This is a genomic window from Streptomyces tritici, from assembly GCF_048500665.1.
GTDB lineage: Bacteria > Actinomycetota > Actinomycetes > Streptomycetales > Streptomycetaceae > Streptomyces > Streptomyces tritici.
Genome location: NZ_CP183183.1, coordinates 4,050,341 through 4,076,099 on the forward strand (window position 1 = coordinate 4,050,341; position 25,759 = coordinate 4,076,099).

A 25,759-nucleotide genomic window follows, 5' to 3' on the forward strand; every position below is an offset into this window, starting at 1 on the left:
ATGGCGGAGCAGAACCCGCTGAAGGTCCACAACCTCCGTCCCGCCCCGGGCGCCAAGACCGCCAAGACCCGTGTGGGTCGTGGTGAGGCGTCGAAGGGTAAGACGGCCGGTCGTGGTACGAAGGGCACGAAGGCCCGTTACCAGGTTCCGGAGCGCTTCGAGGGTGGCCAGATGCCGCTCCACATGCGCCTCCCGAAGCTGAAGGGCTTCAAGAACCCCTTCCGCACCGAGTACCAGGTCGTGAACCTGGACAAGCTGACCGCGCTGTACCCCGAGGGTGGCGAGGTCACGGTGGCCGACCTGGTCGCCAAGGGCGCGGTGCGCAAGAACCAGCTCGTCAAGGTCCTGGGCCAGGGCGAGGTCTCCGTGGCGCTGCAGGTGACGGTCGACGCCGTCTCCGGCTCCGCCAAGGAGAAGATCACCGCCGCCGGCGGTACGGTCACCGAGCTCGTCTGAGCTCCGGTGCGCCAGCACTGAGAAAGCCTGGCCGGCTCCCTTCCGGGGGAGCCGGCCAGGCTTTTTTCGCACCCGTCCGGGGCGTCACTCGTCCGGGTGTTCCTGAGTCCGTCCGTACGGCCGCGGACCCGGCGAAGCGGGCATACCCCCAGCCGAGGCGTTTGCCCGTGGCTGAACCGCCGTTGACGTGCCCAGGAGACGTTTCCCGCTGGCAGCGGGGGCGGGTATGGTAGCCGCTGTTAGCTTGCCCGGCAGTCTGCGCTCGTCGCGTACGACTGCCGGTGTCAGTACCCCGCTCACTTACAAACCGTCACCTCACGCGCTCTCACGCGGGGGTCGCAGGAGGCACCGTGCTCACCGGCTTCGCCCGGGCGTTCAAGACGCCCGACCTGCGCAAGAAGCTGCTCTTCACGCTCGGCATCATCGTGCTGTACCGGCTCGGAGCGCACATCCCGGTGCCCGGCGTCGACTATCGCTCGGTCCAGCAGTGCGTGGACGAGGCGAGCCAAGGCAACAACAGCCTGTTCGGCCTGGTGAACATGTTCAGCGGCGGCGCGCTGCTGCAGATCACCATTTTCGCTCTCGGAATCATGCCGTACATCACGGCGAGCATCATCCTGCAGCTGCTGACCGTGGTCATCCCGCGGCTGGAGGCCCTCAAGAAGGAGGGCCAGTCCGGCACGGCGAAGATCACGCAGTACACGCGTTACCTGACGGTCGCGCTCGCGATCCTCCAGGGCACCGGCCTCGTCGCCACCGCGCGCACCGGCGCCCTGTTCAGCGGCTGCACCGTCGCCGGGCAGGTCGTGCCGGACCAGTCGATCTTCGTCACTGTGACGATGGTCATCACGATGACCGCGGGCACCGCCCTCGTCATGTGGCTGGGCGAGCTGATCACCGACCGCGGCATCGGCAACGGCATGTCGATCCTGATGTTCATCTCGATCGCCGCCGGCTTCCCGGGCGCGCTGTGGAAGATCAAGGTCGAGGGCGACCTGGCCGACGGCTGGATCGAATTCGGCACCGTGATCCTCGTCGGATTCGCGATGGTCGCGCTCGTGGTCTTCGTCGAGCAGGCCCAGCGCCGCATTCCGGTGCAGTACGCGAAGCGGATGATCGGCCGCAGGTCCTACGGCGGAACGTCCACTTATATCCCTCTCAAGGTGAACCAGGCAGGTGTGATTCCTGTCATCTTCGCCTCGTCGCTGCTCTACATCCCGGCCTTGATCGCCCAGTTCTCGAACTCGACGGCGGGCTGGAAAACGTGGATCGAAGCGCACTTCGTCAAGGGTGACCACCCCTACTACATCGCGACGTACTTCGTTCTGATCGTGTTCTTCGCGTTCTTCTATGTGGCGATCTCGTTCAACCCCGAGGAAGTCGCCGACAACATGAAGAAGTATGGTGGCTTCATCCCGGGTATCCGGGCTGGTCGACCTACTGCCGAGTACCTGAGCTACGTGCTCAACCGGATCACTTGGCCGGGCTCGCTGTATCTGGGTCTGATCGCTCTTGTGCCGACGATGGCGTTGGCAGGCTTCGGTGGCGCCAATGCCAACTTCCCGTTCGGCGGGACGAGCATCCTCATCATCGTGGGTGTGGGGCTGGAGACCGTGAAGCAGATCGAGAGCCAGCTCCAGCAGCGCAATTACGAAGGGTTCCTCCGCTGATGCGAATCGTCCTCGTCGGACCGCCCGGGGCCGGCAAGGGAACGCAGGCCGCGTTCCTTGCCAAGAACCTGGACATTCCGCACATCTCCACCGGTGACCTGTTCCGCGCCAACATTTCTCAGGGCACGGAGCTGGGCCTCAAGGCGAAGGCGTTCATGGACGCCGGCGACCTGGTGCCCGACGAGGTGACGATCGGGATGGCCAAGGACCGCATGGCCCAGCCGGACGCCGCGAACGGCTTCCTGCTCGACGGCTTCCCGCGCAACGTCGCCCAGGCCGAGGCCCTGGACGTGGTGCTGAAGGCCGAGGACATGCAGCTGGACGCGGTCCTGGACCTGGAGGTCCCCGAGGACGAGGTCGTGAAGCGGATCGCGGGCCGCCGCATCTGCCGCAACGACTCTTCGCACGTGTTCCACGTGGAGTACAACGCGCCGAAGACCGCGGGTGTCTGCGACACCTGCGGCGGCGAGCTGTACCAGCGCCCGGACGACTCCGAGGAGACCGTCCGCAAGCGCCTGGAGGTCTACCACACCCAGACCGAGCCGATCATCGACTACTACCGGGCGCAGAACCTGGTCGTGACGATCACCGCGCTCGGCAAGGTGGACGAGGTCACGGCCAAGGCCATGGCCGCGCTGAAGAAGTAACCCCGGTTCGTTCGATACGGCCGTGGCGCCCCGAGGGGTGCCACGGCCGTATCGTTGTTGTGTCCCGTGTACGCGTGAAGGAAAGGCCCCGGCCACGATGGTGCAGATCAAGACCCCCGAGCAGATCGCGAAGATGCGCGAGGCGGGGCTGGTCGTCGCCGCCATCCACGCGGCGACCCGCGAGGCCGCCGTGCCGGGTGCGACGACGAAGGACCTGGACGAGGTCGCCCGCAAGGTGATCGCGGACCACGGCGCGAAGTCGAACTTCCTCGGGTACGGCGGATTCCCCGCGACCATCTGCACCTCGGTGAACGAGGTCGTGGTCCACGGCATCCCGGACGAGAAGACCGTCCTCAAGGACGGCGACATCATCTCCATCGACTGCGGCGCGATCGTCGACGGCTGGCACGGCGACGCCGCGTACACCGCCTTCGTGGGCACCGGCCACGCCCCGGAGCTGGTCGAGCTCTCCCGGGTCACCGAGGAGTCGATGTGGGCCGGCATCGCGGCCATGAAGCTCGGCAACCGGCTGGTCGACATCTCGAGGGCGATCGAGACGTACATCAAGCGCCAGCCGCGGCCGGCGGTCGGCGACCACAGCCTCGGCCGGTACGGGATCATCGAGGACTACGGCGGCCACGGCATCGGCACCGAGATGCACATGGACCCGCACCTGCTGAACTACGTCTCCCGCAAGCGCGGCAAGGGCCCGAAGCTGGTCCCCGGCTTCTGCCTGGCGATCGAGCCGATGGTCTCCCTCGGCACCCCGCGCACCGAGGTCCTCTCCGACGACTGGACGGTCATCACCACCGACGGCACCTGGTCGTCCCACTGGGAGCACTCCGTCGCCCTGACGGAGGAAGGCCCCCTCGTCCTCACCGCCCCCGACGGCGGCCGCGCGAAGCTGGCCGAGCTGGGCGTCCAGGCGGCCCCGGACCCGCTGGCGTAACGATCTCCCGCGTTGGGCAGACTGCACGGATTCGTGTTTTCGAGGGGCCTGACGTAGACTGATGCGTCGGCTCTCGTGTACCCGTATGTCCGCATGCGGCGGCGGGAGTCGATCAAGGTAGCCGATTCGAAAGGCGAAGCGTGGCCAAGAAGCAAGGTGCCATCGAAATCGAGGGCACCGTGATCGAGTCCCTCCCGAACGCCATGTTCAAGGTGGAGCTCCAGAACGGTCACAAGGTCCTCGCGCACATCTCCGGCAAGATGCGGATGCACTACATCCGGATCCTTCCGGACGACCGGGTCGTCGTGGAGCTGTCTCCGTACGACCTGACGCGTGGCCGGATCGTCTACCGGTACAAGTAGATCTTGCTCGCACCCCGCAGCGCGCGGGGGGTGGCACTGACCCGGAGAACCTCACATCCCATGAAGGTCAAGCCGAGCGTCAAGAAGATCTGCGACAAGTGCAAGGTGATCCGCCGCCACGGCCGGGTCATGGTCATCTGCGACAACCTGCGCCACAAGCAGCGCCAGGGCTGACGCACGCCGACCGACCTGCATCTCGCAGTTCTTCGCGCGACGCATAGCAATACGTACATACGCAGAGCCCGCCCAGCCCAAGTGGGTCGGCGACACCTCCGGCGGGGGCCGGGGACCCGATTCGTACCTGGTACGGCGGTCGGGAGCGGTTCTGCGGCAGACCCCCGAGAACACAGGAGCCATTGAATGGCACGCGTTTCCGGTGTTGACATCCCGCGTGACAAGCGTGTGGTGGTCGCACTCACCTACGTCTTCGGTATCGGGCGCACCCGGTCCGAGGAGATCCTCGCCGCCACCGGCGTGAACCCGTCCACCCGTGTCCGCGACCTTGCCGAGGAAGACCTCGTCAAGATCCGCGAGTACGTGGACGCCAACCTCCAGACCGAGGGTGACCTCCGCCGTGAGATCGCCGCCGACATCCGCCGCAAGGTCGAGATCGGCTGCTACCAGGGTCTGCGTCACCGTCGTGGCCTGCCCGTCCGCGGTCAGCGCACCAGCACGAACGCTCGTACCCGCAAGGGCCCGCGTCGCGCCATCGCCGGCAAGAAGAAGCCGGGCAAGAAGTAGTCCTCAGCGGACGACTGTCCACGGTCTTCGCTGTAGGACCGACCACCTCCCGTAGGAGTAAATAGATGCCCCCCAAGGGACGTCAGGGCGCCGTCAAGAAGGTGCGCCGCAAGGAAAAGAAGAACGTCGCTCACGGCCACGCGCACATCAAGAGCACGTTCAACAACACGATCGTCTCGATCACGGACCCGTCCGGCAACGTGATCTCCTGGGCCTCCGCCGGCCACGTCGGCTTCAAGGGCTCGCGCAAGTCCACCCCGTTCGCCGCGCAGATGGCCGCCGAGTCGGCCGCGCGTCGCGCGCAGGAGCACGGCATGCGCAAGGTCGACGTCTTCGTCAAGGGTCCGGGCTCCGGCCGTGAGACCGCGATCCGCTCCCTCCAGGCCACCGGCCTCGAGGTGGGTTCGATCCAGGACGTCACCCCCACCCCGCACAACGGCTGCCGTCCGCCGAAGCGCCGCCGCGTCTGACGCTCGCGTCTGACCCAGCGGACGCGCTTGTGCGTCTTTGAGTGGCCGGGCGGTACGGCTCCGTGAGGGGCCGTGCCGCCCGTACCCTTGCAGTACCTGTACCGGGCTGCCGCCCGGTGAGTCGGACGTCAAATAGTGGGCGTCCACAAACGAAGGATCACAGACATGCTGATCGCTCAGCGTCCCTCGCTGACCGAAGAGGTTGTCGACGAGTACCGCTCGCGGTTCGTCATCGAGCCGCTGGAGCCGGGCTTCGGCTACACCCTCGGCAACAGCCTCCGCCGCACGCTCCTCTCCTCGATCCCGGGCGCCGCCGTCACGTCCATCCGGATCGACGGTGTCCTGCACGAGTTCACCACCGTGCCGGGCGTCAAGGAGGACGTCACCGACCTCATCCTGAACATCAAGCAGCTGGTCGTCTCCTCGGAGCACGACGAGCCGGTCGTGATGTACCTGCGCAAGCAGGGCCCGGGTCTGGTCACCGCCGCCGACATCGCGCCCCCGGCCGGTGTCGAGGTGCACAACCCCGACCTCGTCCTGGCCACGCTCAACGGCAAGGGCAAGCTGGAGATGGAGCTGACCGTCGAGCGCGGCCGCGGCTACGTCTCCGCCGTGCAGAACAAGCAGGTCGGCCAGGAGATCGGCCGCATCCCGGTCGACTCCATCTACTCGCCGGTGCTCAAGGTCACGTACAAGGTCGAGGCGACCCGTGTCGAGCAGCGCACCGACTTCGACAAGCTGATCGTCGACGTCGAGACCAAGCAGGCCATGCGCCCGCGCGACGCCATGGCGTCCGCCGGCAAGACCCTGGTCGAGCTGTTCGGTCTGGCGCGCGAGCTCAACATCGACGCCGAGGGCATCGACATGGGCCCGTCCCCGACGGACGCCGCCCTGGCCGCCGACCTGGCGCTGCCGATCGAGGAGCTCGAGCTCACCGTTCGGTCGTACAACTGCCTCAAGCGCGAGGGCATCCACTCCGTGGGTGAGCTCGTCGCCCGCTCGGAGGCCGACCTGCTCGACATCCGCAACTTCGGTGCGAAGTCGATCGACGAGGTCAAGGCGAAGCTGGCCGGCATGGGCCTGGCCCTGAAGGACAGCCCGCCCGGGTTCGACCCGACCGCCGCGGCCGACGCGTTCGGCGCGGACGACGACGCCGACGCCGGCTTCGTCGAGACCGAGCAGTACTGATAGCTGCCCGCAGGCGTCCGCCTGCGGGGCCCTGACACCGGTACCTGATACGGCCGGTGCAGATCACAAGGAGAAACACCATGCCGCGTCCCACCAAGGGCGCCCGCCTCGGCGGCTCCGCCGCGCACGAGAAGCTGCTCCTCGCCAACCTGGCGAAGTCGCTCTTCGAGCACGGCCGCATCACCACGACCGAGGCCAAGGCCCGCCGCCTGCGTCCGGTCGCCGAGCGCCTGATCACCAAGGCGAAGAAGGGCGACATCCACAACCGTCGCCTGGTGCTGCAGACGATCACGGACAAGGGTGTCGTCCACACGCTCTTCACCGAGATCGCCCCGCGCTACGCCGAGCGTCCGGGTGGCTACACCCGCATCACCAAGATCGGCAACCGTCGTGGCGACAACGCCCCGATGGCCGTGATCGAGCTGGTCGAGGGCGAGATCGCCAAGAAGGCGACCGTCGCCGAGGCCGAGGCCGCTGCCAAGCGCGCCGTCAAGGAGGCCGACGAGGCCGCCGCCACCGAGGCTCCGGCCGAGGAGTCGAAGGACGCGTAAGCGTTTTTCCGACGTTTCGTGTGCGGGCCCGTACCCCCTGGGGTGCGGGCCCGTTCCCGTGTGTTTTGAGAGGAGCTCCGCGTGAGCGATGACGTGCAGGACGGGTTCGTACGGGTTCGGCTGGACCTTTCGTACGACGGCAAGGACTTCTCCGGCTGGGCCAAGCAGGCCCGGGGGCAGCGGACCGTCCAGGGCGAGATCGAGGACGCCCTGCGGACCGTGACCCGGTCGAAGGAGACGTACGAGCTGACCGTCGCCGGCCGCACCGACGCCGGCGTGCACGCGCGCGGCCAGGTCGCGCACGTCGACCTGCCCGTCGAGGTGTGGCAGGAGCACCGCGAGAAGCTGCTCCGTCGGCTCGCCGGGCGTCTCTCGCACGACGTGCGGATCTGGAAGGTCGAGGAGGCCCCGGCGGGCTTCAACGCCCGGTTCTCGGCGATCTGGCGGCGGTACGCCTACCGCGTCACCGACAACCCGGGCGGCGTCGACCCGCTGCTGCGCGGCCACGTGCTGTGGCACGACTGGCCGCTCGACATGGACGCCATGAACGAGGCGGCCGCCGCCCTCATCGGCGAGCACGACTTCGCCGCGTACTGCAAGAAGCGCGAGGGCGCGACGACCATCCGCACCCTGCAGGAGCTGCGCTGGGAGCGCCGTCCGGGCGGCGTGCTGGAGGCGACGGTCAAGGCCGACGCCTTCTGCCACAACATGGTCCGCTCGCTCGTCGGCGCGCTCCTCTTCGTCGGCGACGGCCACCGGCCCGCGGACTGGCCCGCCAAGGTGCTGGCGGCGGGCGTGCGGGACTCCGCGGTCCACGTGGTCCGCCCGCACGGCCTCACCCTCGAAGAGGTCGGCTACCCGGCCGACGACCTCCTCGCCGCCCGCAACCGCGAGGCCAGGAACAAGCGCTCCCTGCCGGGCGCCACCGGCTGCTGCTGACGCGGCGCCGGGGTCAGTTCGCGGGGGCGGTGGCGGCGGCTGAGGCCTGCATGCGGCCGCGGGCGTAGATCTGGTTGAAGGCGAAGTTGCCCAGGTCGTCGCTGGCCTTGAAGATCGGGGTGTCCTTCGTGGTGACCTTCTTGCCGTCGGCGAAGCCGGCCTGGGTGAAGTACGCGTAGCGGCCGACGGCGTTGGCGCGGCGGAGGCAGACCGTGGCGCGGCAGAACTCCTTGACGGCGCCGCCCGCCAGCGGGGCGATGCCGCCCTTGGCCTGGGCCTTGGCCTTCAGGGCCTCGGCCTCGGTGGAGAAGATCGCCACGCCGACGGTGATCGCCACGCCGTCCTTGGTGTACGTGGCGCGGATCACACGGTCGCAGCCGTTCCGCTTCAGGATCTCGCCGAGGCCGCCCTGCCCGACCGAGGCGCAGTTCGTCGTGGAGGACGTGGGGCCCTTCGCGTACGCCCGGCCGCTCATCGTGAGCTTCTTGCCCGGGAACAGGCTCTCCGGGCTGATCGGCGCCTTGTCCTTGGACTCGTGGGAGATGAAGTCCTTGGGGTTCGGCGGGGGCGGCGGCGCGATGGAGGAGAACGACGGCTGGGGCTCGGGGGAGTCCGTGGGGGAGAGCGAGGGCGTCGGGCCGCCGTTCTTGCCGGTCGTGCCCTTCTCACCGCCGCCGGTCACGATGGCCGTGGCGACGATCGCGCCGACCACCAGGGTGGCCAGCGCGCCGCCGCCGATCATCAGCCAGCGCCTGCGGCGGGCCCGGGCGGCCGAGGCGTCGGCGAGGGCGCCCCAGTCGGGCGTCTGCCCGCCGGAGCCGAACGGCTGCTGCCCCCCGAGAGGCTGCTGTCCGAAGGGCTGCTGCTGTCCGCCGAACGGCTGCTGACCCTGCTGCTGCCCGTGCTGCGGCTGCTGCGGCCACTGCGGTCCCCCAAAGCTCATGCCGCGCATCCTAAACCGGTTGGGCGACGGCGGGTCCGCCGGTGACAATGCCGCTCATGGGACATGTCGAGGCCGCGCATCTGGAGTACTACCTGCCCGACGGGAGGGTGCTGCTCGCCGACGCCTCCTTCCGGGTCGGCGAGGGCGCGGTCGTCGCGCTGGTCGGCGCGAACGGCGCCGGGAAGACCACGCTGCTGCGGCTGATCGCCGGGGAGCTCCAGCCGCACGGCGGGTCCGTGACCGTCGGCGGCGGGCTGGGCGTGATGCCGCAGTTCGTCGGCTCGGTACGGGACGAGACCACGGTCCGGGACCTGCTGGTCTCGGTGGCGCAGCCGCGCATCCGGCAGGCCGCCGAGGCGGTGGACGAGGCCGAGCACCTGATCATGACGGTCGACGACGAGGCCGCCCAGATGAAGTACGCGCAGGCGCTCAGCGACTGGGCCGAGGTCCAGGGCTACGAGGCCGAGACCGTCTGGGACATGTGCACCATGGCCGCGCTGGGCGTCCCGTACGAGAAGGCCCAGTTCCGTGAGGTCCGCACGCTCAGCGGCGGCGAGCAGAAGCGGCTGGTCCTGGAGGCGCTGCTGCGCGGCCCGGACGAGGTGCTGCTGCTCGACGAGCCGGACAACTACCTCGACGTGCCGGGCAAGCGCTGGCTGGAGGAGCGGCTGAAGGAGACCCGCAAGACGGTGCTCTTCATCTCCCACGACCGGGAGCTGCTCGCGACCGCCGCGCAGAAGATCATCGCGGTGGAGCCGGGCCCGGCGGGCTCGGACGTGTGGGTGCACGGCGGCGGCTTCGCCACCTTCCACGAGGCGCGCCGGGAGCGGTTCGCCCGCTTCGAGGAGCTGAAGCGGCGCTGGGAGGAGAAGCACGCCCAGCTGAAGAAGCTGGTGGTCAACCTGCGGCAGGCGGCCGCGGTCAGCCACGAGATGGCGTCCCGGTACGCGGCGGCCCAGACCCGGCTGCGGAAGTTCGAGGAGGCCGGCCCGCCGCCGGAGCCGCCGCGCGAGCAGGACATCCGGATGCGGCTGCGCGGCGGCCGCACCGGCGTGCGGGCCGTCACGGTCGAGAACCTGGAGCTCACCGGGCTGATGAAGCCCTTCTCCCTGGAGATCTTCTACGGGGAGCGGGTCGCGGTCCTCGGCTCGAACGGCTCCGGCAAGTCGCACTTCCTGCGGCTGCTCGCGGGGGACGAGAGCGTCGCCCACACGGGCGTCTGGAAGCTGGGGGCCCGGGTCGTGCCCGGCCACTTCGCCCAGACCCACGCCCACCCGGAGCTCGTCGGCCGGACGCTGGTCGACATCCTGTGGACGGAGCACGCCAAGGACCGCGGCGGGGCGATGTCGGTGCTGCGCCGCTACGAGCTGGAGCGCCAGGGCGACCAGCCCTTCGACAAGCTCTCCGGCGGCCAGCAGGCCCGCTTCCAGATCCTCCTCCTGGAGCTGGCCGGCACGACGGCGCTGCTGCTGGACGAGCCGACGGACAACCTGGACCTGGAGTCGGCGGAGGCGCTGCAGGACGGCCTGGAGTCGTACGAGGGCACGGTTCTCGCGGTGACCCACGACCGCTGGTTCGCGAGGTCCTTCGACCGCTACCTGGTCTTCGGCTCCGACGGGGTGGTGCGGGAGACCGGTGAGCCGGTGTGGGACGAGCGGCGGGTCGAGCGGGCGCGGTAGGGGCGGCGCGTTTTGACCCCTCCGGGGTGGCGCGGGTACTGTTGCGGTTTGTTATGCGTATCGGCTTCGTCGCTCTCGCGCGAAGGGCCCTTACGCAAGTTCCCTGGAGCAGTTACCAGTGGCTCGCATACGGGCGGTGACCCGGCAGTGTGGGCCCCAGCTGCATGATCGCTTCAGGTGTGTCTTGGACTCCATCCACTGAAGAAGCGAAGGCTACGAAGTGCGTACGTACAGCCCCAAGCCCGGCGACGTCACTCGCCAGTGGCACATCATCGACGCGCAGGACGTCGTCCTGGGCCGTCTGGCGACGACGGCTGCGAACCTCCTGCGAGGCAAGCACAAGCCCGTCTACGCGCCCCACATGGACATGGGCGACTTCGTCATCATCATCAACGCTGACAAGGTCCACCTGTCGGGCAACAAGAAGACCCAGAAGATGGCCTACCGCCACTCCGGCTACCCGGGTGGTCTGCGCTCCGTCCGTTACGACGAGCTGCTGGACAAGAACCCCGAGAAGGCCGTCGAGAAGGCCATCAAGGGCATGATCCCCAAGAACTCCCTGGGCCGTCAGATGCTCTCGAAGCTGAAGGTCTACGCGGGCGAGAACCACCCGCACGCTGCTCAGCAGCCGGTCCCGTTCGAGATCACCCAGGTCGCGCAGTAGTTCCGGCCACCCCCTAAGAACGAAAGAAATCTGAGGAGCATCGTGGCCGAGACCACCCCTGAGACCCCCGTCGACGAGTTCGAGGGCGTCGAGGAGTACACCACCGAGACCGAGGTCGTGGAGGGTGACTACACCTCCGAGTCCCTCGCGTCCCGCTTCGGCGACCCGCAGCCGGCCGCCGGCCTGGGCCGTCGCAAGAACGCCATCGCCCGCGTCCGGATCGTCCCGGGCACCGGCAAGTGGAAGATCAACGGGCGTACGCTCGAGGACTACTTCCCGAACAAGGTCCACCAGCAGGAAGTCAACGAGCCCTTCAAGGTGCTCGAGCTCGACAACCGCTACGACGTCATCGCCCGCATCTCCGGCGGCGGCGTCTCCGGCCAGGCCGGCGCCCTGCGCCTCGGCGTGGCCCGCGCCCTCAACGAGGCCGACGTGGACAACAACCGCGGCCCGCTGAAGAAGGCCGGCTTCCTCTCCCGCGACGACCGTGCGGTCGAGCGGAAGAAGGCCGGTCTCAAGAAGGCCCGCAAGGCGCCGCAGTACAGCAAGCGCTAATCGCCTGCTCGGACTGCTTGTACGTACGCCCCGGCGGCACTTTCCCGTGCTGCCGGGGCGTACGTCTTTTCTTCACTTTGGGCGGATTCGGCCGTACAACGGACGCGAGCGCTCAGGGGTTTGCACTGACGGAGCATTTTCGGAGGACAGCTGTGGGACGACTCTTCGGCACGGACGGCGTGCGCGGTGTGGCCAACGCGGATCTGACGGCGGAGCTGGCGCTCGGCCTGTCGGTCGCGGCGGCGCACGTGCTGGCCGAGGCGGGCACCTTCGAGGGACACCGGCCGACGGCCGTGGTCGGCCGTGACCCGCGTGCGTCGGGAGAGTTCCTGGAGGCCGCCGTCGTGGCCGGTCTCGCGAGCGCCGGCGTCGACGTGCTGCGCGTCGGCGTGCTGCCCACCCCGGCCGTGGCGTACCTCACCGGCGCGCTCGGCGCCGACCTCGGCGTCATGCTGTCCGCCAGCCACAACGCCATGCCGGACAACGGCATCAAGTTCTTCGCCCGCGGCGGCCACAAACTCGCCGACGAGCTCGAGGACCGCATCGAGGCCGTCTACGAGGAGCACCGCACCGGCGCCCCCTGGGACCGGCCGACCGGCGCCGGCGTGGGCCGGGTCCGCGACTACGACGAGGGCTTCGAGAAGTACGTCGGGCACCTCCTGTCCGTCCTCCCGAACCGGCTCGACGGGCTGAAGATCGTCCTGGACGAGGCGCACGGCGCCGCGTCCCGCGTCTCGCCCGAGGCGTTCACCCGGGCCGGCGCCCAGGTCGTCACCATCGGCGCCGAGCCGGACGGCCTCAACATCAACGACGGCTGCGGCTCCACCCACCTGGACCTGCTCAAGGCCGCCGTCGTCGAGCACGGCGCCGACCTCGGCATCGCCCACGACGGCGACGCCGACCGCTGCCTCGCCGTCGACGCGGCGGGCAACGAGGTCGACGGCGACCAGATCCTCGCCGTGCTGGCCCTCGCCATGCGCGAGGCGGGCACGCTGCGCGGGGACACCGTCGTGGCGACCGTGATGTCCAACCTCGGTTTCAAGCTGGCGATGGAGCGGGAGGGTCTCTCGCTGGTGCAGACCGCGGTCGGCGACCGGTACGTCCTGGAGTCGATGAAGGAGCACGGCTACGCCCTCGGCGGCGAGCAGTCCGGCCATGTCATCGTCCTCGACCACGCCACCACCGGCGACGGCACCCTGACCGGTCTGATGCTGGCGGCCCGCGTCTCCGCCACCGGCCGCTCCCTGGCCGACCTCGCCGGCGTGATGGAGCGCCTCCCGCAGGTCCTCGTCAACGTCCGCGACGTCGACAAGACCCGCGTGAAGACCTCCGCCGAACTGGCGGCCGCGGTCGGCGACGCCGAGCGCGAGCTCGGCGGCACCGGCCGGGTCCTGCTGCGTCCCTCCGGCACGGAGCCGCTCGTCCGCGTGATGGTCGAGGCGGCCGACATCGAGCAGGCCCGCGCGGTCGCGGGCCGGCTGGCGGACGTCGTGAAGTCGGCGCTCGGCTAGGCGTTCACGCCCGCGCCTTGCGCGTCAGAGTTTCGTGGGGCGCACCCAGTGTCCGCGCTGGGTGCGCCACAGCAGTTTCTGGGCGTACAGGGTCAGGACGCCGGCGAGCATGATGCCGAGCAGGTTGAGCAGCAGCTGCTCGATCGATCCCCACATCTGGCCGAACTGGCCGTAGCTGAGCGCCACGGCCGCGTTCGCGCCCGCCGGCACGGTCGTCACCGAGATCGCCACGCCCACGAGTGCCCCCGACTTCGACGAGGTCAGCGACAGGACGCCGGCGACGCCGGCGAGCACCGCGACGACGAACGAGAACGGGTCCGGCTGCCAGATGAAGCTGGTGTTGGGCCGTTCCCCGTCCAGCTGCTCCACGCTGAACAGGTCCAGCGCGTCCATGCCGAGGCTGAAGACGGTCGTCGCGGCGATCGCCGCCGCGAACCCGATGAGCAGTGCGGACAGCGACCGCACGGCCAGCCTGCCGTGGCGTCGCACGACGGCGGTGCACACGCCCGCGAGCGGACCGAACTCCGGGCCGACGGCCATCGCGCCCACGATCAGCACCGCGTTGTCGAGCACCACACCGCAGGCCGCGATCATCGTCGCGAGGATCATGAAGGCGGCGTAGGTGATGCTGAGGGTGGACTCCTCGTGGGTGGCCTCGGTCAGCTGCTCCCAGATCACCGCGTCCGCGGCCTCGCCGGGGGCCTCCTCCTCGGCGGCATCGGCCCGCTTCGACAGCGAGAAGTCGATGTTCTCGCCGGCGATGGAGCCGTCCTGATCGACTTTCAGCGCTCTTATCTCGTGCAGGAGTTCGTCGCCGGCCTCGCGGGCCACGTCGCACAGGACGAGGTCTCCCACGGGGTCGCGGGCGGCGCCCGGCAGCACGACCAGGTGCGTGGTGCCGACGGTCCGTTCGATGAGCCGGACCACCGCGTCCGTACGGTCGGGCGGGACGATCAACCTGAGATGCAGCATCCTCAGAGCTTACGGAGGCTCAGCCGCTGGACCTTGTGGTCCGGCCCCTTCCGCAGCACGAGGGTCGCGCGGCCGCGCGTCGGGGCCACGTTCTCCAGCAGGTTCACCTTGTTGATGGTCCGCCACATCGTGCGGGCGTAGTCCAGGGCCTCCTCCTCGGAGACCTGCGTCCAGCGCCGGAAGTACGAGGACGGGTCCTGGAACGCGGTCTGCCGCAGCTTGCGGAACCGGTTGAGGTACCACTGCTCGATGTCCTCGGCGCGGGCGTCCACGTACACCGAGAAGTCGAAGTAGTCCGCGAGGCCGACGCGGGTGCGGCCGTCCTTGCCGGGCAGGGCGGGCTGGAGCACGTTCAGGCCCTCGACGATGAGGATGTCGGGGCGGCGCACGACGAGCTGCTCGCCGGGGACCCGGTCGTAGATGAGGTGCGAGTAGACGGGGGCGGTGACCTCGTCCTTGCCGGCCTTGATGTCGGCGACGAAGCGGGTGAGCGCCCGGCGGTCGTACGACTCGGGGAAGCCCTTGCGCGACATCAGGCCGCGGGCCTTCAGCTCCTCCATCGGGTAGAGGAAGCCGTCGGTGGTGATGCGCTCGACGCGCGGGTGCTCGGGCCAGCGGGCGAGCAGGGCCTCCAGGAGGCGGGCGACGGTGGACTTGCCGACGGCCACGGAACCGGCCACCCCTATGACGAAGGGGGTCCCGCGCTGTTCGGCGCGTTCGCCGAGGAAGGTGTTGAGGGCGCCGCGGAGTCCGCTGGTGGCCTGCACGTACAGGTTGAGCAGCCGGGAGAGCGGCAGGTAGATGTCGCGGACCTCGTCGAGGTCGATGACGTCACCGAGTCCCCGCAGGCGCTCGACCTCCTCGGCGGTCAGCGGCAGCGGGGTCTTGTCCCGCAGCGCGCTCCATTCGGCCCGGGTGAGGTCCACGTACGGGGTGGCCTCGGCCCGTGCCCGCGGTCCGGCGCCATTGCCGGTGCCGCCGCCGTTCGAGCCCTGCGTCGACGTTGTGATCACCAGGCCATTGTCGGTGGTGCGGGGGACTCGTGGGGGGTGGGGTGGGTCACGTGGCCCAGCCGGCCGCGTCCTGGGGGGCGCGGCCGGCTGTCGGCGGTGGGTGGATCGTCCTCGTCACTCTGCGTACCGGCTGTGGTGCGGAGCCGCCGCTCAGAGGCTGGCGGCGGAGATGTCGCCGTACGAGGTGGTGGCGCGGACGGCGAGGCCGGCGTCGCCGCTGTTCGTCAGCGCGTTGCTGACGCGGCCGTAGGAGGTGCCGGCGTCGAGGGTGGCGGAGACGCCGCGGGCGGCGCCGACGGTGATGTCGCCCTTCTGGGTGCTCAGGGTCACGGAGCCGCTGTGCGCCTCGGTGATCCGGATGGAACCCCGCTGGGTGCTGATCTCGGCGGAGCCGGTGAGGCGGCCGACGACGACGTCCCCGTCGAGTGCGGTGAGCCGGGCGGTCGCGGCCTCGTCGAGCTTGACGGAGCGGTGACCGCCCTCGAAGACGACGTCGCCGAGCCGTCCGACGCCGCGGAACTCGGCCGCGGCGGCCTTCGCCTCGACGTGGGAGCCGGCGGGCAGCTGGACGGTGATCTCGACGGAGCCGGACTGGCCGAGCAGCCGGTTCTTCGCCTCGGGCATCGCGATCCGCAGCACGCCGTCGCCGTCGTAGCCGACCTCGACCTGCTCCGCGGCCTTCACGTCCCGGCCCTTGCCCGCGTCCTCGGGCCGGACCTCGACGGTGGTGTCGGCGCGGTCGGCGGCGATCAGGCGGATGTGGCCGGCCGGGATGTCGAGGACGACGGAGATGGCGGAAGGGGTGGTGAACGTCTGCATGGTGAGCTCCTCGCTCTTTCGTCGTCGGCGTTTCCGACATGGGAAAAGCTACGTTGCGTTCGCCTTCCAGGCAACAAGTCTTTTGCGTACTGGCGCTGTATTGGCAGGTCAGATGGGGGAATTCATTGCAACGACTCTGGCTCCTAACGCAACGCCGGACGTTTCCTCGTTGCAATGAAATGACGCTGAACGCTAAGGTGGCGGCGGTCGCGCACACGAAGGAGGCCGTCATGCCGGGAGGCCGGCTCACCCAGCAGGAACGCCAGCAGATCGCCGCGGGGCTGGCCGACGGTCTCGCGTACGCCGAGATCGCCCGGCGCCTCGACCGCCCGACGTCGACCGTCACGCGCGAGGTCATGCGCAACGGCGGCCCCGTGGGCTACCGCGCCGACCTGGCCCAGCGCGCCACCGGCCGGCGCGCCCAGCGCGGCCGCCGGCCGTCCGCGCCGAAGGAGCGGCAGGCGGCCGAACTGCCCTACGGGCGCGACCCGGAGGCGGTGCGGGCGTACGAGGAGAAGTTCACCACCGTCATCATGGCGTCGGGCCTGACCAAGATGCCCGCCCAGGTCCTGGCGCTCCTGCTGACGAGCGACACGGGCAGCCTCACCGCGGCCGAACTCGTCCAGCGCCTCCAGGTCAGCCCCGCGTCCATCTCCAAGGCGATCGCGTTCCTGGAGGTCCAGGACCTCGTCCGCCGCGAGCGCGACGAACGCCGCCGCGACCGGTACCACGTCGACGCCGACGTCTGGTACCAGTCCACCCTGGCCAGCGCCCGCGCCAACCTCCAGCTCGTCGAGACCGCCCGCGAGGGCGCCGGCGTCCTCGGCCCCGACACCCCGGCCGCCGCCCGCCTGGAGAACATCGCCCGCTTCCTCGACTTCATCTCCGACAGCATCGTCCGCGCCGCCGAACAGGCCCGCGACATCCTCCACGAGACCCCGCCCCCGCCCCCGCCCCCGACGGAGGCGGCCGACGGCGGGGCCGCCTAATTGTCTTGATCATGGGGGCGGTTCTCGGCCATCGTGGGCGCGTACTTCTGCGAAGAGAAAGCTGGTTCATGCGCGCCTCCGTCATTCGTCGTACCGCCGTCGTCGCCTCCGTCGGGTCCCTGGCTCTGTTGCTCGCCGCGTGCGGCGGGGAGGGGAAGGGCGCGGACAAGGGCGCCGACACGCCCAAGGAGTCCGCGCCCGCCGCGTCCGCCGCGCCCGCGGCCAAGGCGCTGTCCGCCGCCGAGCTGGAGAAGCTCCTGGTCACGCAGGCCGAGCTGCCGGGGCACCTGCTCAAGAAGGCCACCCCGGCCGAGAACCTGCCGCCCGAGGCGGTGACCACGGACAAGGCCGAGTGCAAGCCGATCGTCGACGCCATCACGTTCCTCGCCCCCGGCAAGCCCGGCGCGACCGCGAAGGTCAAGGTCGTCGCCATCCCGCAGAAGGATCCCAACGCCTCGCCCGCCGAGAACGCCATGAAGGCGCTCAGCCAGCCCGTCACCGCCATCACCCTCGGCTCGTACGACGGCAAGGGCGCCGAGGAGGCGTTCGCCTCGCTGCGTACGGCCGGCGAGAAGTGCGCCGGAGGCTTCGCCATGGCGCAGGGCGGCCAGAAGGGGAAGATCAAGTCGGTCGCGCTCGGCACCGCCGACGCCTCCGGCGGCGACGAGGCCCTCACGCTGAAGGTGACCACCGAGGTCGACGGCGACCAGGCCGTCTACGGCGTGGTCGCCGTGCGCAAGGCCAACGCGCTCGCCTCGTTCTCCACCCTCAACCTCTCCGGCGCGCTCCCCGAGACGCCGAAGAACGTCGTCGACGCCCAGGTCGGGAAGCTCGGCTAGGACGCGTGCCGGGCGTCGCGAGCCGGGCGGGGCCTTCCGGACACCCCCTGGCTCGCGGCGGGCGCGCCGTAGCGCTCGTGGAAGACGTTGCGTTCCAGGGGGCGGCGGCCCGGGTGGAGGCGTCGTTCCGCCGGGTGGCCGAGGGAGAGCAGGAGGGCCACGGCCAGGTCGGCGCGGTCGGGGATGCCGATCACCCGCTTGACCTCGGCCTCGTCCCAGCCGTTCATCGGGGAGGTGGCGAGGCCGAGTTCGGTGGCGGCGAGCATCACGTACGAGGCCGCGATCACCGCGTCCTTGACGGCGTACTCGCGCAGCAGGCCGCGCCGTTCGAGGTCCTGCTGGAACGCGGTGGACGCGGTGTCGAAGGCGCGGGAGAACTCCTCGCTCCACGCGCCGTTCCGCCGGGCCAGCGCGTGCACGTCGGTGCGGTCCTCGCGCCAGGCCTGCGGTTCGGCGACGAAGACGAGGACGACGGGGGCCTCCTGCGGCTGCGGCTGGCCCCCGGTCGCCCGGGTCAGCCCCGCCCGGCCCTCCTCGCTCGTGACGACGACGACCGAGCGGTCCTGCAGGTTCCAGCTGGTCGGCGCCTCGACGGCGAGTTCGAGCAGGGCCGCGAGCTCGGCCTCGGCGACCGGCTCGGGCGTGTAATGGCGGACGGTGCGGCGCGCGCGGATGGCCGCCGCGACGGAAAGAGCGGTGGGTACGGGGTGGTTCACCGTGGTCGTCATGCGACTCACTATCCGAGAGTGACTCTCTGACGGGAAGTAGGCACTTTCGGGTGCGTTACTCTCCCGGCTACGCTCCCCGCATGGCGACTGTCGTGGAATCCTCCGGCCTGCCGGCCGACTGCTACTCCGCGGACTGCCCCACCCGTCAGGTGCTCGACCGCATCGCGGGCAAGTGGACCGTCCTGATCGTCGACTCGCTCCTCCAAGGAACCCTCCGTTACACGGACTTGAGCCGTCGCATCGAGGGCGTCTCGCAGAAGATGCTCACCCAGACGCTGCGGTCCCTGGAGGCCGACGGGTTCGTCACGCGCACCGTGCACCCCGTCGTCCCGCCGCGCGTCGAGTACACGCTCACGCCGCTCGGCCGCAGCCTGGCCGGACCGGTCGCGGCGCTGCGCGCCTGGGCCGAGGAGCACATCAACGAGATCGAGGCCGCCCGCACCGCGCACACCCGGGTGCCGCGGTGACCGGGCGGGACGGCGGCTGGGAAGACCTCGGCTGGGACGGGTGGGCGGACCTCCGCCTTGTGCGGGAGCGGCTCGACGCGGGGGCCGATCCGGAGAACTGGAACGGCATGCGACCGCTGCACCGCGCCGTCCTGTTCGGCTCGCCCGAGGTCGTCGCCGAACTCGCCGCGCGGGTCGCCGACGTCGACGCCCGCGAGAACGGCGTCACCGCGCTCTGGGAGGCCGTCCACGCACGGCGGGCCGACAGCGCCCGCGCCCTCGTCGCCGCCGGGGCCGACCCCTGGCGGCCGCAGCTCGCCGGCTGGTCGCCGGGGCGGCTGAGCCTCGCCGGGCCCACGCCGGAGCTGTTCGCCCGGCCGGAGTCGGAGCCCGGACTCACGCCGGCCGAGAGCGCGGCCTCGGCCGAGGGGCTGCGCCTCGTCGAGGCCCTCGGCGACTTCTGGACCGAGGGGCTCGGGCTCGCCTGCGTCGCCGGCATCGACGCCGACGAGGCCGTGCGCCGCCTGGAGGCCACGCCCACCGAACTCCCCGAGGACCCGGACGCGTACGACTTCGACGACGCGATGGCGTACGTCGGCGTCACCACCGTCCCCGGCGGCTGCGTCGTCACCCAGCCGTGGGGCTACCTGCCGCAGACGCCGCGCGCGCTCACCCGGCTCACCGCCGGCACGTACGGCTACGGCGTCTACTGCAACCCCAAGAGCGGCAACCAGGGCAGCATCGTCCGGGACGGCCGGTACGAGGGCTCCGACCTGCACCCGGGCGGCGGGCCGGACGTGGACGACACTCCCGAGGAGGTCCTCGCCTCCTACCTCTTCCGCCACCATCCCGTCGCGTACGCCTGCGCCTTCGCCGGACTGCGGCTCGCCGAGCCCCGTGCCGTCACCGGTCCGCCGGACGTGTGGGCCGAGCTGCCCGCACGCGACTGGTGGCAGCGCTGAGCCACGCGGACGGGCCCCCTCGGCCGTAGGCTGCCGACATGTGCGGAATCGTGGGGTACGTCGGCGGGCAGTCGGCGCTTGATGTGGTCATCGCCGGGCTCAAGCGGCTCGAGTACCGCGGGTACGACTCGGCCGGCGTGGCGGTGCTCGCCGACGGCGGGCTCGCCGCGGCGAAGAAGGCGGGCAAGCTCGCCAACCTGGAGAAGGAGCTGGTGGAGCGGCCGCTGCCGAGCGGCTCCACCGGCATCGGGCACACCCGCTGGGCCACCCACGGCGCGCCCAACGACGCCAACGCGCATCCGCACCTCGACAACGCGGGCCGGGTCGCCGTCGTCCACAACGGGATCATCGAGAACTTCGCCGCCCTCCGGACCGAACTGGCCGAGCGCGGCCACGAACTGGCCTCCGACACCGACACCGAGGTCGTCTCGCACCTGCTCGCCGAGACGTTCTCGTCCTGCGGCGACCTCGCCGAGGCGATGCGGCTGGTGTGCCGCCGGCTCGACGGGGCGTTCACGCTGGTCGCGGTGCACGCCGACCAGCCGGACGTGGTCGTCGGCGCCCGCCGCAACTCGCCGCTCGTGGTCGGCGTCGGGGAGGGCGAGTACTTCCTCGCCTCCGACGTCGCCGCGTTCATCGCGCACACCCGGGCCGCGATCGAACTCGGCCAGGACCAGGTCGTCGAGCTGTCCCGCGAGGGCGTGAACGTCACCGACTTCGACGGCGCGCCGGCCGACGTCCGCGCGTACCACGTCGACTGGGACGCCTCCGCCGCCGAGAAGGGCGGCTACGACTACTTCATGCTCAAGGAGATCGCCGAGCAGCCGAAGGCGGTCGCCGACACCCTCCTCGGCCGGATCGACGCCTCCGGCTCGCTCACCCTCGACGAGCTGCGGATCTCCGACGCGGAGCTGCGCGAGACCGACAAGATCGTCATCGTCGCCTGCGGCACGGCCTTCCACGCCGGGCTGATCGCCAAGTACGCGATCGAGCACTGGACGCGCATTCCCTGCGAGGTGGAGCTGGCCAGCGAGTTCCGCTACCGGGACCCGATCCTGCACCAGCGCACCCTCGTGATCGCGATCTCGCAGTCCGGCGAGACCATGGACACGCTGATGGCGCTGCGGCACGCCCGGGAGCAGGGGGCGAAGGTGGTCGCCATCTGCAACACCAACGGCTCCACGATCCCGCGCGAGTCGGACGCGGTGCTGTACACGCACGCCGGGCCGGAGGTCGCGGTCGCCTCGACGAAGGCGTTCCTGACGCAGCTGGTCGCCTGCTACCTCGTCGCGCTGTACCTGGGGCAGGTGCGCGGCACCAAGTGGGGCGACGAGATCCACGCGGTCATCCGGGAGCTGGCGCGCAGTGCGGAGAAGGTCGAGCTGGTCCTGGAGACGATGGAGCCGGTCCGGGCGCTGGCCCGCTCGCTCGCGGACAAGAAGACGGTGCTCTTCCTCGGCCGGCACGTGGGCTACCCCGTCGCCCTGGAGGGCGCGCTGAAGCTGAAGGAGCTCGCGTACATGCACGCGGAGGGCTTCGCGGCGGGCGAACTGAAGCACGGGCCGATCGCGCTGATCGAGGAGGACCTGCCGGTGGTGGTGGTCGTGCCGTCGCCGCGCGGCCGGTCGGTGCTGCACGACAAGATCGTCTCCAACATCCAGGAGATCCGGGCCCGCGGGGCGCGGACGATCGTGATCGCGGAGGAGGGCGACGAGGCGGTCGTCCCGTACGCGGACCATCTGATCCGCATCCCCGAGACGCCTACGCTGCTGCAGCCGCTGGTCGCGACGGTGCCGCTGCAGGTCTTCGCCTGCGAGCTGGCGACGGCGCGCGGCAACGAGGTGGACCAGCCGCGGAACCTGGCGAAGTCCGTGACGGTGGAATGACGTTTCGAGTGAGGGTTCGATGATCATCGGGGTGGGGATCGACGTGGCGGAGGTGGACCGTTTCGCCGCGTCGCTGGAGCGGACGCCGGGGCTGCTGCAGCGGCTCTTCGTGGAGGGCGAGCTGTATCTGCGCAGCGGGGAGCGGCGCGGGCCGGCCTCGCTGGCGGTGCGGTTCGCCGCGAAGGAGGCGGTCGCGAAGGCGCTCGGCGCGCCGGCCGGGCTGCACTGGACGGACGCCGAGGTGTACGTCGAGGAGAGCGGCCAGCCGCGGCTTCGGGTGCGCGGCACGGTGGCGGCGCGCGCGGCGGAACTCGGCGTCAAGAGCTGGCACGTGTCGCTCAGTCACGACGCCGGGGTGGCGTCGGCGGTGGTGATCGCGGAGGGTTGAGCCCATGCGCAACGCTCACCGGGTGGAGACCGTACGGGCCGCGGAGGCCGCGCTGATGGCGCGGCTGCCGGAGGGCGCGCTGATGCAGCGCGCGGCGGCGGGGCTGGCGGCCGCGTGCTGCTCGCTGCTGGGGCGGGTGTACGGGGCGCGGGTCGTGCTGCTCGTCGGCAGCGGCGACAACGGCGGCGACACGCTGTACGCGGGCGCCCGGCTCGCCCGGCGCGGGGCGGGCGTGACGGCCGTGCCGCTCGGCGCGCGGGTGCACGAGGCGGGGCTCGCGGCGCTGCGGGCGGCCGGCGGGCGGGTGAGCGACGACCCGTTCGAGGCGCTGGCCGCGGCGGACCTGGTGCTCGACGGGATCACCGGCATCGGCGGGCGGGGCGGGCTGCGGCCCGAGGCGGTGCCGGTCGCGCGGGCGGCGCGCGGTTCGGACGCGGTGGTGGTCGCCGTGGACCTGCCGAGCGGCATCGACGCGGACACCGGTGAGGTGAGCGGCGAGGCGCTGCGGGCGGACGCGACGGTGACCTTCGGGACGTACAAGCCGGGGCTGCTGATCGACCCGGCGCGGGAGTACGCGGGCGCGGTGCGGCTGGTGGACATCGGCCTCGGCGCGACGCTGCCGTCGGTGCCCGACATGGAGGCGCTGCAGCACGAGGACGTGGCCCGGCTGCTGCCGGTGCCGTTCGCGTCGAGCGACAAGTACCGGCGGGGCGTGGTGGGCGTGGTCGCGGGCTCCGCCCGCTACCCGGGCGCGGCGGTGCTCGCGGTCGCGGGGGCGCTGCGGGGCGGGGCGGGGGCGGTGCGGTACGTGGGGCCGGCCACGGACGCGGTCCTCGCGCGCTTCCCGGAGACCCTGGTGCACCCCGGCCCGCCGGAGAAGGCGGGGCGGGTCCAGGCGTGGGTGGCGGGCCCGGGGCTCGGCGACGAACCGGGCGTGGCCGAGGTCCTGGCGTCCGACGTCCCGGTCCTGCTGGACGCGGACGGGCTGCGGGACCTGTCGCCGGAGGCGGTACGGGGCCGGGCGGCGCCCACGCTGCTCACCCCGCACGCCGGGGAGGCGGCGGCCCTGCTGGGCGTGGAACGGGCCGAGGTCGAGGCGCACCGGCTGTGGGCGGTCCGGGAACTGACGGCGCGTTTCGGCGCGACGGTCCTCCTGAAGGGCTCGACGACCCTGGTCGCGGACCCGGACGGCGCCCCGGTCCGGGCGAACCCCACGGGCACGCCGTGGCTGGCGACGGCCGGCAGCGGCGACGTCCTGTCGGGTCTGGCGGGCTCCCTCCTGGCCGCGGGCCTCCCCGCCCGCGACGCCGCCTCGGCCGCCGCCTACCTCCACGGCCTCGCCGCCCGCCTGACCTCCGCCACCGCCACCCCGGTCACGGCGACCGACGTGGCGGCCACCCTCCCGAGAGCCTGGTCGGACGTGACGACCGTGTAGGGGTGTCTCGCCGATCATGCCGGGCTCCCGACGTCTGGCCCGCACGCTCGCCGATCCGGCCCGATCGGCAAGACACCCCCTGGCCCCGGCGGAAAACGCCTGGCGCGGTCACGGCCGCTCGGGCCAGGGTGAGCGGATGTCAGAACCGCAGCACCGCGTCCGTGCCCGTTTCACCGAGTCCACCGTCACCGTCTACCAGGCGTACCGGCCCGAGCTCGGCCTGCCCGCGGCGCGGGACGGGCGGTTCCCCGCCGCCTGGAAGCGGGACCGGATGACGTGGATCAAGCCGTCGTTCCTGTGGATGATGTACCGCTGCGGCTGGGCGACGAAGGAGGGTCAGGAGACCGTCCTCGCCGTCGAGATCAGCCGCGAGGGCTTCGACTGGGCGCTGGAGCACGCCTGTCTCTCGCACTACGTGCGCGGCCTCCACCCCGACCGGGCGTCCTGGCAGCGCGAACTGCGGCGCGCTCCGGCGCGGGTGCAGTGGGACCCCGAGCGCGACCTGCGCCTGCGGCCGCTGCCGTACCGCTCCCTCCAGCTCGGCCTGGCCGGGGAGGCGGCCCGCCGGTACGCCGACGAGTGGCTCGTCTCCGTCACGGACGTGACCGCGACCGCGCACGCCGTCCACGCCCTCGTACGGGACGGGGACCTCGGCGGGGCGCGGGCGCTGCTGCCCGAGGAGCGGCCGTACCCGGTCGGCGGCCTGGCGCACCTGGGGGTCCGCGAGGGCTGACGTGACCTCCGTGACAGGGCGCTGCGGGTGTCGGGGTGGGGACACCTGAGAGACTGGGCGCGATGAGCCAGACACCGCCGCCCCGCCGAGCCCGCGCCGAGATCGACCTCGGGGCGCTGCGTGCCAACGTGCGCACGCTGCGCGCCCGCGTCGCGCCCCACGTCCAGGTCATGGGCGTCGTCAAGGCGGACGCGTACGGGCACGGCGCCGTGCCCTGCGCGCGGGCCGCGCTGGAGGCCGGCGCGACCTGGCTCGGCACCGCCACGCCGCACGAGGCGCTGGCGCTGCGCGCCGCCGGGATCACGGACGCGCGCGTCATGTGCTGGCTCTGGACCCCCGGCGACCCCTGGGACCAGGGCATCGAGGCCGACCTCGACATGTCCCTGAGCGGGATGTGGGCGCTGCGCGAGGTGGTCGACGCCGCCCGCCGCACCGGCCGGCCGGCCCGCGTGCAGCTCAAGGCCGACACCGGTCTCGGGCGCAACGGGTGCCAGCCCGCCGACTGGCCCCAGCTCGTCGGCGAGGCCCTGCGCGCCCAGGAGCAGGGACTGCTCCGCATCACCGGCCTCTGGTCGCACTTCGCCTGCGCCGACGAGCCCGGTCACCCCTCGATCACCGCCCAGCTGGACCTCTTCCACTCCATGCTGGAGCACGCCGAGAAGGCCGGCGTCACCCCCGAGGTGCGGCACATCGCCAACTCGCCGGCCACGCTCACGCTGCCCGAGTCCCACTTCGACCTGGTGCGGCCCGGGATCGCCATGTACGGCGTCTCGCCCAGCCCCGAGCTCGGCGCCCCGGCCGACTTCGGGCTCCGGCCCGTCATGTCCCTCGCCGCCTCGGTCGCCCTCGTCAAGCACGCGCCCGCCGGGCACGGCGTCTCGTACGGGCACCACTACACGACCGCGCGCGAGACCACCCTCGGCCTGGTGCCCCTCGGCTACGCCGACGGCGTACCCCGGCACGCCTCCGGCCGCGGTCCCGTGCTCGTCGACGGCAAGGTCCGCACGGTCGCCGGCCGGGTCGCCATGGACCAGTTCGTCGTCGACCTCGACGGCGACGAGCCCGCCCCGGGCACGGAGGCCCTGCTCTTCGGCCCCGGCGACCGCGGCGAGCCGACCGCGCAGGACTGGGCGGACGCCGCCGGCACCATCGCGTACGAGATCGTCACCCGCATCGGCGCGCGCGTCCCGCGCGTCTACGTCGACGAGGACCACTGAGGGGGGA

Annotated in this window: 29 protein-coding genes; 24 read left to right on the forward strand and 5 right to left on the reverse strand. The window is 71.2% G+C overall.

Going from position 1 to position 25,759, the window contains the following annotated elements; all coding sequences use genetic code 11:
- The 11 genes from rplO to truA all read left to right on the forward strand — a co-directional run bounded on the left by rplO (window position 1) and on the right by truA (window position 7,973).
- The gene (rplO, locus tag ACNJ93_RS18890; RefSeq protein ID WP_418958567.1) at window positions 1–456 is read left to right on the forward strand and encodes a 50S ribosomal protein L15; all 456 of its coding nucleotides are present in this window, start codon (window positions 1–3) and stop codon (window positions 454–456) included.
- Between the two features lie 350 nt (window positions 457–806).
- Entirely contained in the window at window positions 807–2,126 is a 1,320-nt protein-coding gene (secY, locus tag ACNJ93_RS18895; RefSeq protein ID WP_418958568.1) for a preprotein translocase subunit SecY, read from the forward strand.
- Window positions 2,126–2,773, forward strand: coding sequence for an adenylate kinase (locus ACNJ93_RS18900; protein ID WP_418958569.1), 648 nt, complete (start codon window positions 2,126–2,128; stop codon window positions 2,771–2,773). The genes secY and ACNJ93_RS18900 overlap by 1 nt, the downstream gene beginning before the upstream one ends.
- A gap of 97 nt (window positions 2,774–2,870) precedes the next feature.
- Entirely contained in the window at window positions 2,871–3,722 is an 852-nt protein-coding gene (gene map, locus ACNJ93_RS18905) for a type I methionyl aminopeptidase (protein ID WP_418958570.1), read from the forward strand.
- Between the two features lie 140 nt (window positions 3,723–3,862).
- Window positions 3,863–4,084, forward strand: coding sequence for a translation initiation factor IF-1 (gene infA, locus ACNJ93_RS18910; RefSeq protein ID WP_003956442.1), 222 nt, complete (start codon window positions 3,863–3,865; stop codon window positions 4,082–4,084).
- 60 nt (window positions 4,085–4,144) lie between these two features.
- On the forward strand, window positions 4,145–4,258 hold the full coding sequence (gene rpmJ, locus ACNJ93_RS18915; protein ID WP_003956441.1) for a 50S ribosomal protein L36: 114 nt from the start codon (window positions 4,145–4,147) through the stop codon (window positions 4,256–4,258).
- 186 nt (window positions 4,259–4,444) lie between these two features.
- The gene (rpsM, locus tag ACNJ93_RS18920; RefSeq protein WP_418958571.1) at window positions 4,445–4,825 is read left to right on the forward strand and encodes a 30S ribosomal protein S13; all 381 of its coding nucleotides are present in this window, start codon (window positions 4,445–4,447) and stop codon (window positions 4,823–4,825) included.
- 65 nt (window positions 4,826–4,890) lie between these two features.
- Entirely contained in the window at window positions 4,891–5,295 is a 405-nt protein-coding gene (gene rpsK / locus ACNJ93_RS18925; RefSeq protein ID WP_017949643.1) for a 30S ribosomal protein S11, read from the forward strand.
- Between the two features lie 165 nt (window positions 5,296–5,460).
- Window positions 5,461–6,483 (forward strand): DNA-directed RNA polymerase subunit alpha, encoded by a 1,023-nt coding sequence (locus ACNJ93_RS18930; protein WP_003956430.1) that lies wholly within the window; start codon window positions 5,461–5,463, stop codon window positions 6,481–6,483.
- Window positions 6,484–6,563: 80 nt separating this feature from the next.
- Window positions 6,564–7,034, forward strand: coding sequence for a 50S ribosomal protein L17 (gene rplQ, locus ACNJ93_RS18935; RefSeq protein ID WP_418958572.1), 471 nt, complete (start codon window positions 6,564–6,566; stop codon window positions 7,032–7,034).
- An 81-nt stretch (window positions 7,035–7,115) separates the two neighbouring features.
- On the forward strand, window positions 7,116–7,973 hold the full coding sequence (gene truA, locus ACNJ93_RS18940) for a tRNA pseudouridine(38-40) synthase TruA (protein WP_418958573.1): 858 nt from the start codon (window positions 7,116–7,118) through the stop codon (window positions 7,971–7,973).
- Between the two features lie 13 nt (window positions 7,974–7,986).
- Here the strand turns inward: truA and ACNJ93_RS18945 are convergent, their stop codons facing one another.
- Window positions 7,987–8,916 (reverse strand): hypothetical protein, encoded by a 930-nt coding sequence (locus ACNJ93_RS18945; RefSeq protein ID WP_418958574.1) that lies wholly within the window; start codon window positions 8,914–8,916, stop codon window positions 7,987–7,989.
- Window positions 8,917–8,963: 47 nt separating this feature from the next.
- Between ACNJ93_RS18945 and ACNJ93_RS18950 the strand changes: the two genes are divergently transcribed.
- The 4 genes from ACNJ93_RS18950 to glmM all read left to right on the forward strand — a co-directional run bounded on the left by ACNJ93_RS18950 (window position 8,964) and on the right by glmM (window position 13,325).
- Window positions 8,964–10,595, forward strand: coding sequence for an ABC-F family ATP-binding cassette domain-containing protein (locus ACNJ93_RS18950; RefSeq protein WP_418958575.1), 1,632 nt, complete (start codon window positions 8,964–8,966; stop codon window positions 10,593–10,595).
- A 220-nt stretch (window positions 10,596–10,815) separates the two neighbouring features.
- Window positions 10,816–11,259 carry a 50S ribosomal protein L13 gene (gene rplM, locus ACNJ93_RS18955; protein WP_031076703.1) on the forward strand — a complete coding sequence of 148 codons (444 nt, stop codon included), beginning with the start codon at window positions 10,816–10,818 and terminating at the stop codon, window positions 11,257–11,259.
- A gap of 42 nt (window positions 11,260–11,301) precedes the next feature.
- Complete coding sequence (rpsI, locus tag ACNJ93_RS18960) at window positions 11,302–11,814, forward strand: 30S ribosomal protein S9 (RefSeq protein WP_406862559.1); 513 nt, start codon at window positions 11,302–11,304, stop codon at window positions 11,812–11,814.
- Between the two features lie 152 nt (window positions 11,815–11,966).
- On the forward strand, window positions 11,967–13,325 hold the full coding sequence (glmM, locus tag ACNJ93_RS18965) for a phosphoglucosamine mutase (RefSeq protein WP_418958576.1): 1,359 nt from the start codon (window positions 11,967–11,969) through the stop codon (window positions 13,323–13,325).
- A 24-nt stretch (window positions 13,326–13,349) separates the two neighbouring features.
- Here the strand turns inward: glmM and ACNJ93_RS18970 are convergent, their stop codons facing one another.
- The 3 genes from ACNJ93_RS18970 to ACNJ93_RS18980 all read right to left on the reverse strand — a co-directional run bounded on the left by ACNJ93_RS18970 (window position 13,350) and on the right by ACNJ93_RS18980 (window position 16,129).
- The gene (locus tag ACNJ93_RS18970) at window positions 13,350–14,297 is read right to left on the reverse strand and encodes a DUF389 domain-containing protein (protein ID WP_418958577.1); all 948 of its coding nucleotides are present in this window, start codon (window positions 14,295–14,297) and stop codon (window positions 13,350–13,352) included.
- Window positions 14,298–14,299: 2 nt separating this feature from the next.
- Window positions 14,300–15,223 (reverse strand): type I pantothenate kinase, encoded by a 924-nt coding sequence (gene coaA / locus ACNJ93_RS18975; protein WP_418961462.1) that lies wholly within the window; start codon window positions 15,221–15,223, stop codon window positions 14,300–14,302.
- Between the two features lie 237 nt (window positions 15,224–15,460).
- A complete protein-coding gene (locus ACNJ93_RS18980; protein ID WP_418958578.1) occupies window positions 15,461–16,129 on the reverse strand; it encodes a DUF4097 family beta strand repeat-containing protein in 669 nt (222 codons plus the stop codon).
- A gap of 230 nt (window positions 16,130–16,359) precedes the next feature.
- Here ACNJ93_RS18980 and ACNJ93_RS18985 point away from each other — a divergent pair, with 230 nt between their 5' ends.
- The gene (locus tag ACNJ93_RS18985; RefSeq protein WP_418961463.1) at window positions 16,360–17,118 is read left to right on the forward strand and encodes a helix-turn-helix domain-containing protein; all 759 of its coding nucleotides are present in this window, start codon (window positions 16,360–16,362) and stop codon (window positions 17,116–17,118) included.
- A 68-nt stretch (window positions 17,119–17,186) separates the two neighbouring features.
- Window positions 17,187–17,957, forward strand: a complete 771-nt coding sequence (locus ACNJ93_RS18990; protein ID WP_418958579.1) for a hypothetical protein — start codon at window positions 17,187–17,189, stop codon at window positions 17,955–17,957.
- On the opposite strand, the gene ACNJ93_RS18995 is transcribed toward ACNJ93_RS18990, so the two are convergent.
- Complete coding sequence (locus ACNJ93_RS18995; protein WP_418958580.1) at window positions 17,954–18,685, reverse strand: nitroreductase family protein; 732 nt, start codon at window positions 18,683–18,685, stop codon at window positions 17,954–17,956. The genes ACNJ93_RS18990 and ACNJ93_RS18995 overlap by 4 nt on opposite strands.
- Before the next feature lie 80 nt (window positions 18,686–18,765).
- Between ACNJ93_RS18995 and ACNJ93_RS19000 the strand changes: the two genes are divergently transcribed.
- From ACNJ93_RS19000 to alr, 7 genes are all read left to right on the forward strand, one after another.
- Window positions 18,766–19,152 (forward strand): winged helix-turn-helix transcriptional regulator, encoded by a 387-nt coding sequence (locus tag ACNJ93_RS19000; protein WP_418958581.1) that lies wholly within the window; start codon window positions 18,766–18,768, stop codon window positions 19,150–19,152.
- Window positions 19,149–20,093, forward strand: coding sequence for an ankyrin repeat domain-containing protein (locus ACNJ93_RS19005; protein WP_418958582.1), 945 nt, complete (start codon window positions 19,149–19,151; stop codon window positions 20,091–20,093). Before ACNJ93_RS19000 ends, ACNJ93_RS19005 begins: the two co-directional genes overlap by 4 nt.
- 38 nt (window positions 20,094–20,131) lie before the next feature.
- Window positions 20,132–21,979, forward strand: a complete 1,848-nt coding sequence (glmS, locus tag ACNJ93_RS19010; RefSeq protein WP_418958583.1) for a glutamine--fructose-6-phosphate transaminase (isomerizing) — start codon at window positions 20,132–20,134, stop codon at window positions 21,977–21,979.
- A gap of 19 nt (window positions 21,980–21,998) precedes the next feature.
- Entirely contained in the window at window positions 21,999–22,367 is a 369-nt protein-coding gene (locus tag ACNJ93_RS19015) for a holo-ACP synthase (protein WP_418958584.1), read from the forward strand.
- Window positions 22,368–22,371: 4 nt separating this feature from the next.
- Window positions 22,372–23,802 (forward strand): NAD(P)H-hydrate dehydratase, encoded by a 1,431-nt coding sequence (locus ACNJ93_RS19020; protein ID WP_418958585.1) that lies wholly within the window; start codon window positions 22,372–22,374, stop codon window positions 23,800–23,802.
- A 136-nt stretch (window positions 23,803–23,938) separates the two neighbouring features.
- Window positions 23,939–24,535 (forward strand): DUF4291 domain-containing protein, encoded by a 597-nt coding sequence (locus tag ACNJ93_RS19025; protein WP_418958586.1) that lies wholly within the window; start codon window positions 23,939–23,941, stop codon window positions 24,533–24,535.
- 62 nt (window positions 24,536–24,597) lie between these two features.
- Entirely contained in the window at window positions 24,598–25,752 is a 1,155-nt protein-coding gene (alr, locus tag ACNJ93_RS19030) for an alanine racemase (protein WP_418958587.1), read from the forward strand.
- Window positions 25,753–25,759: the final 7 nt, after the last annotated feature.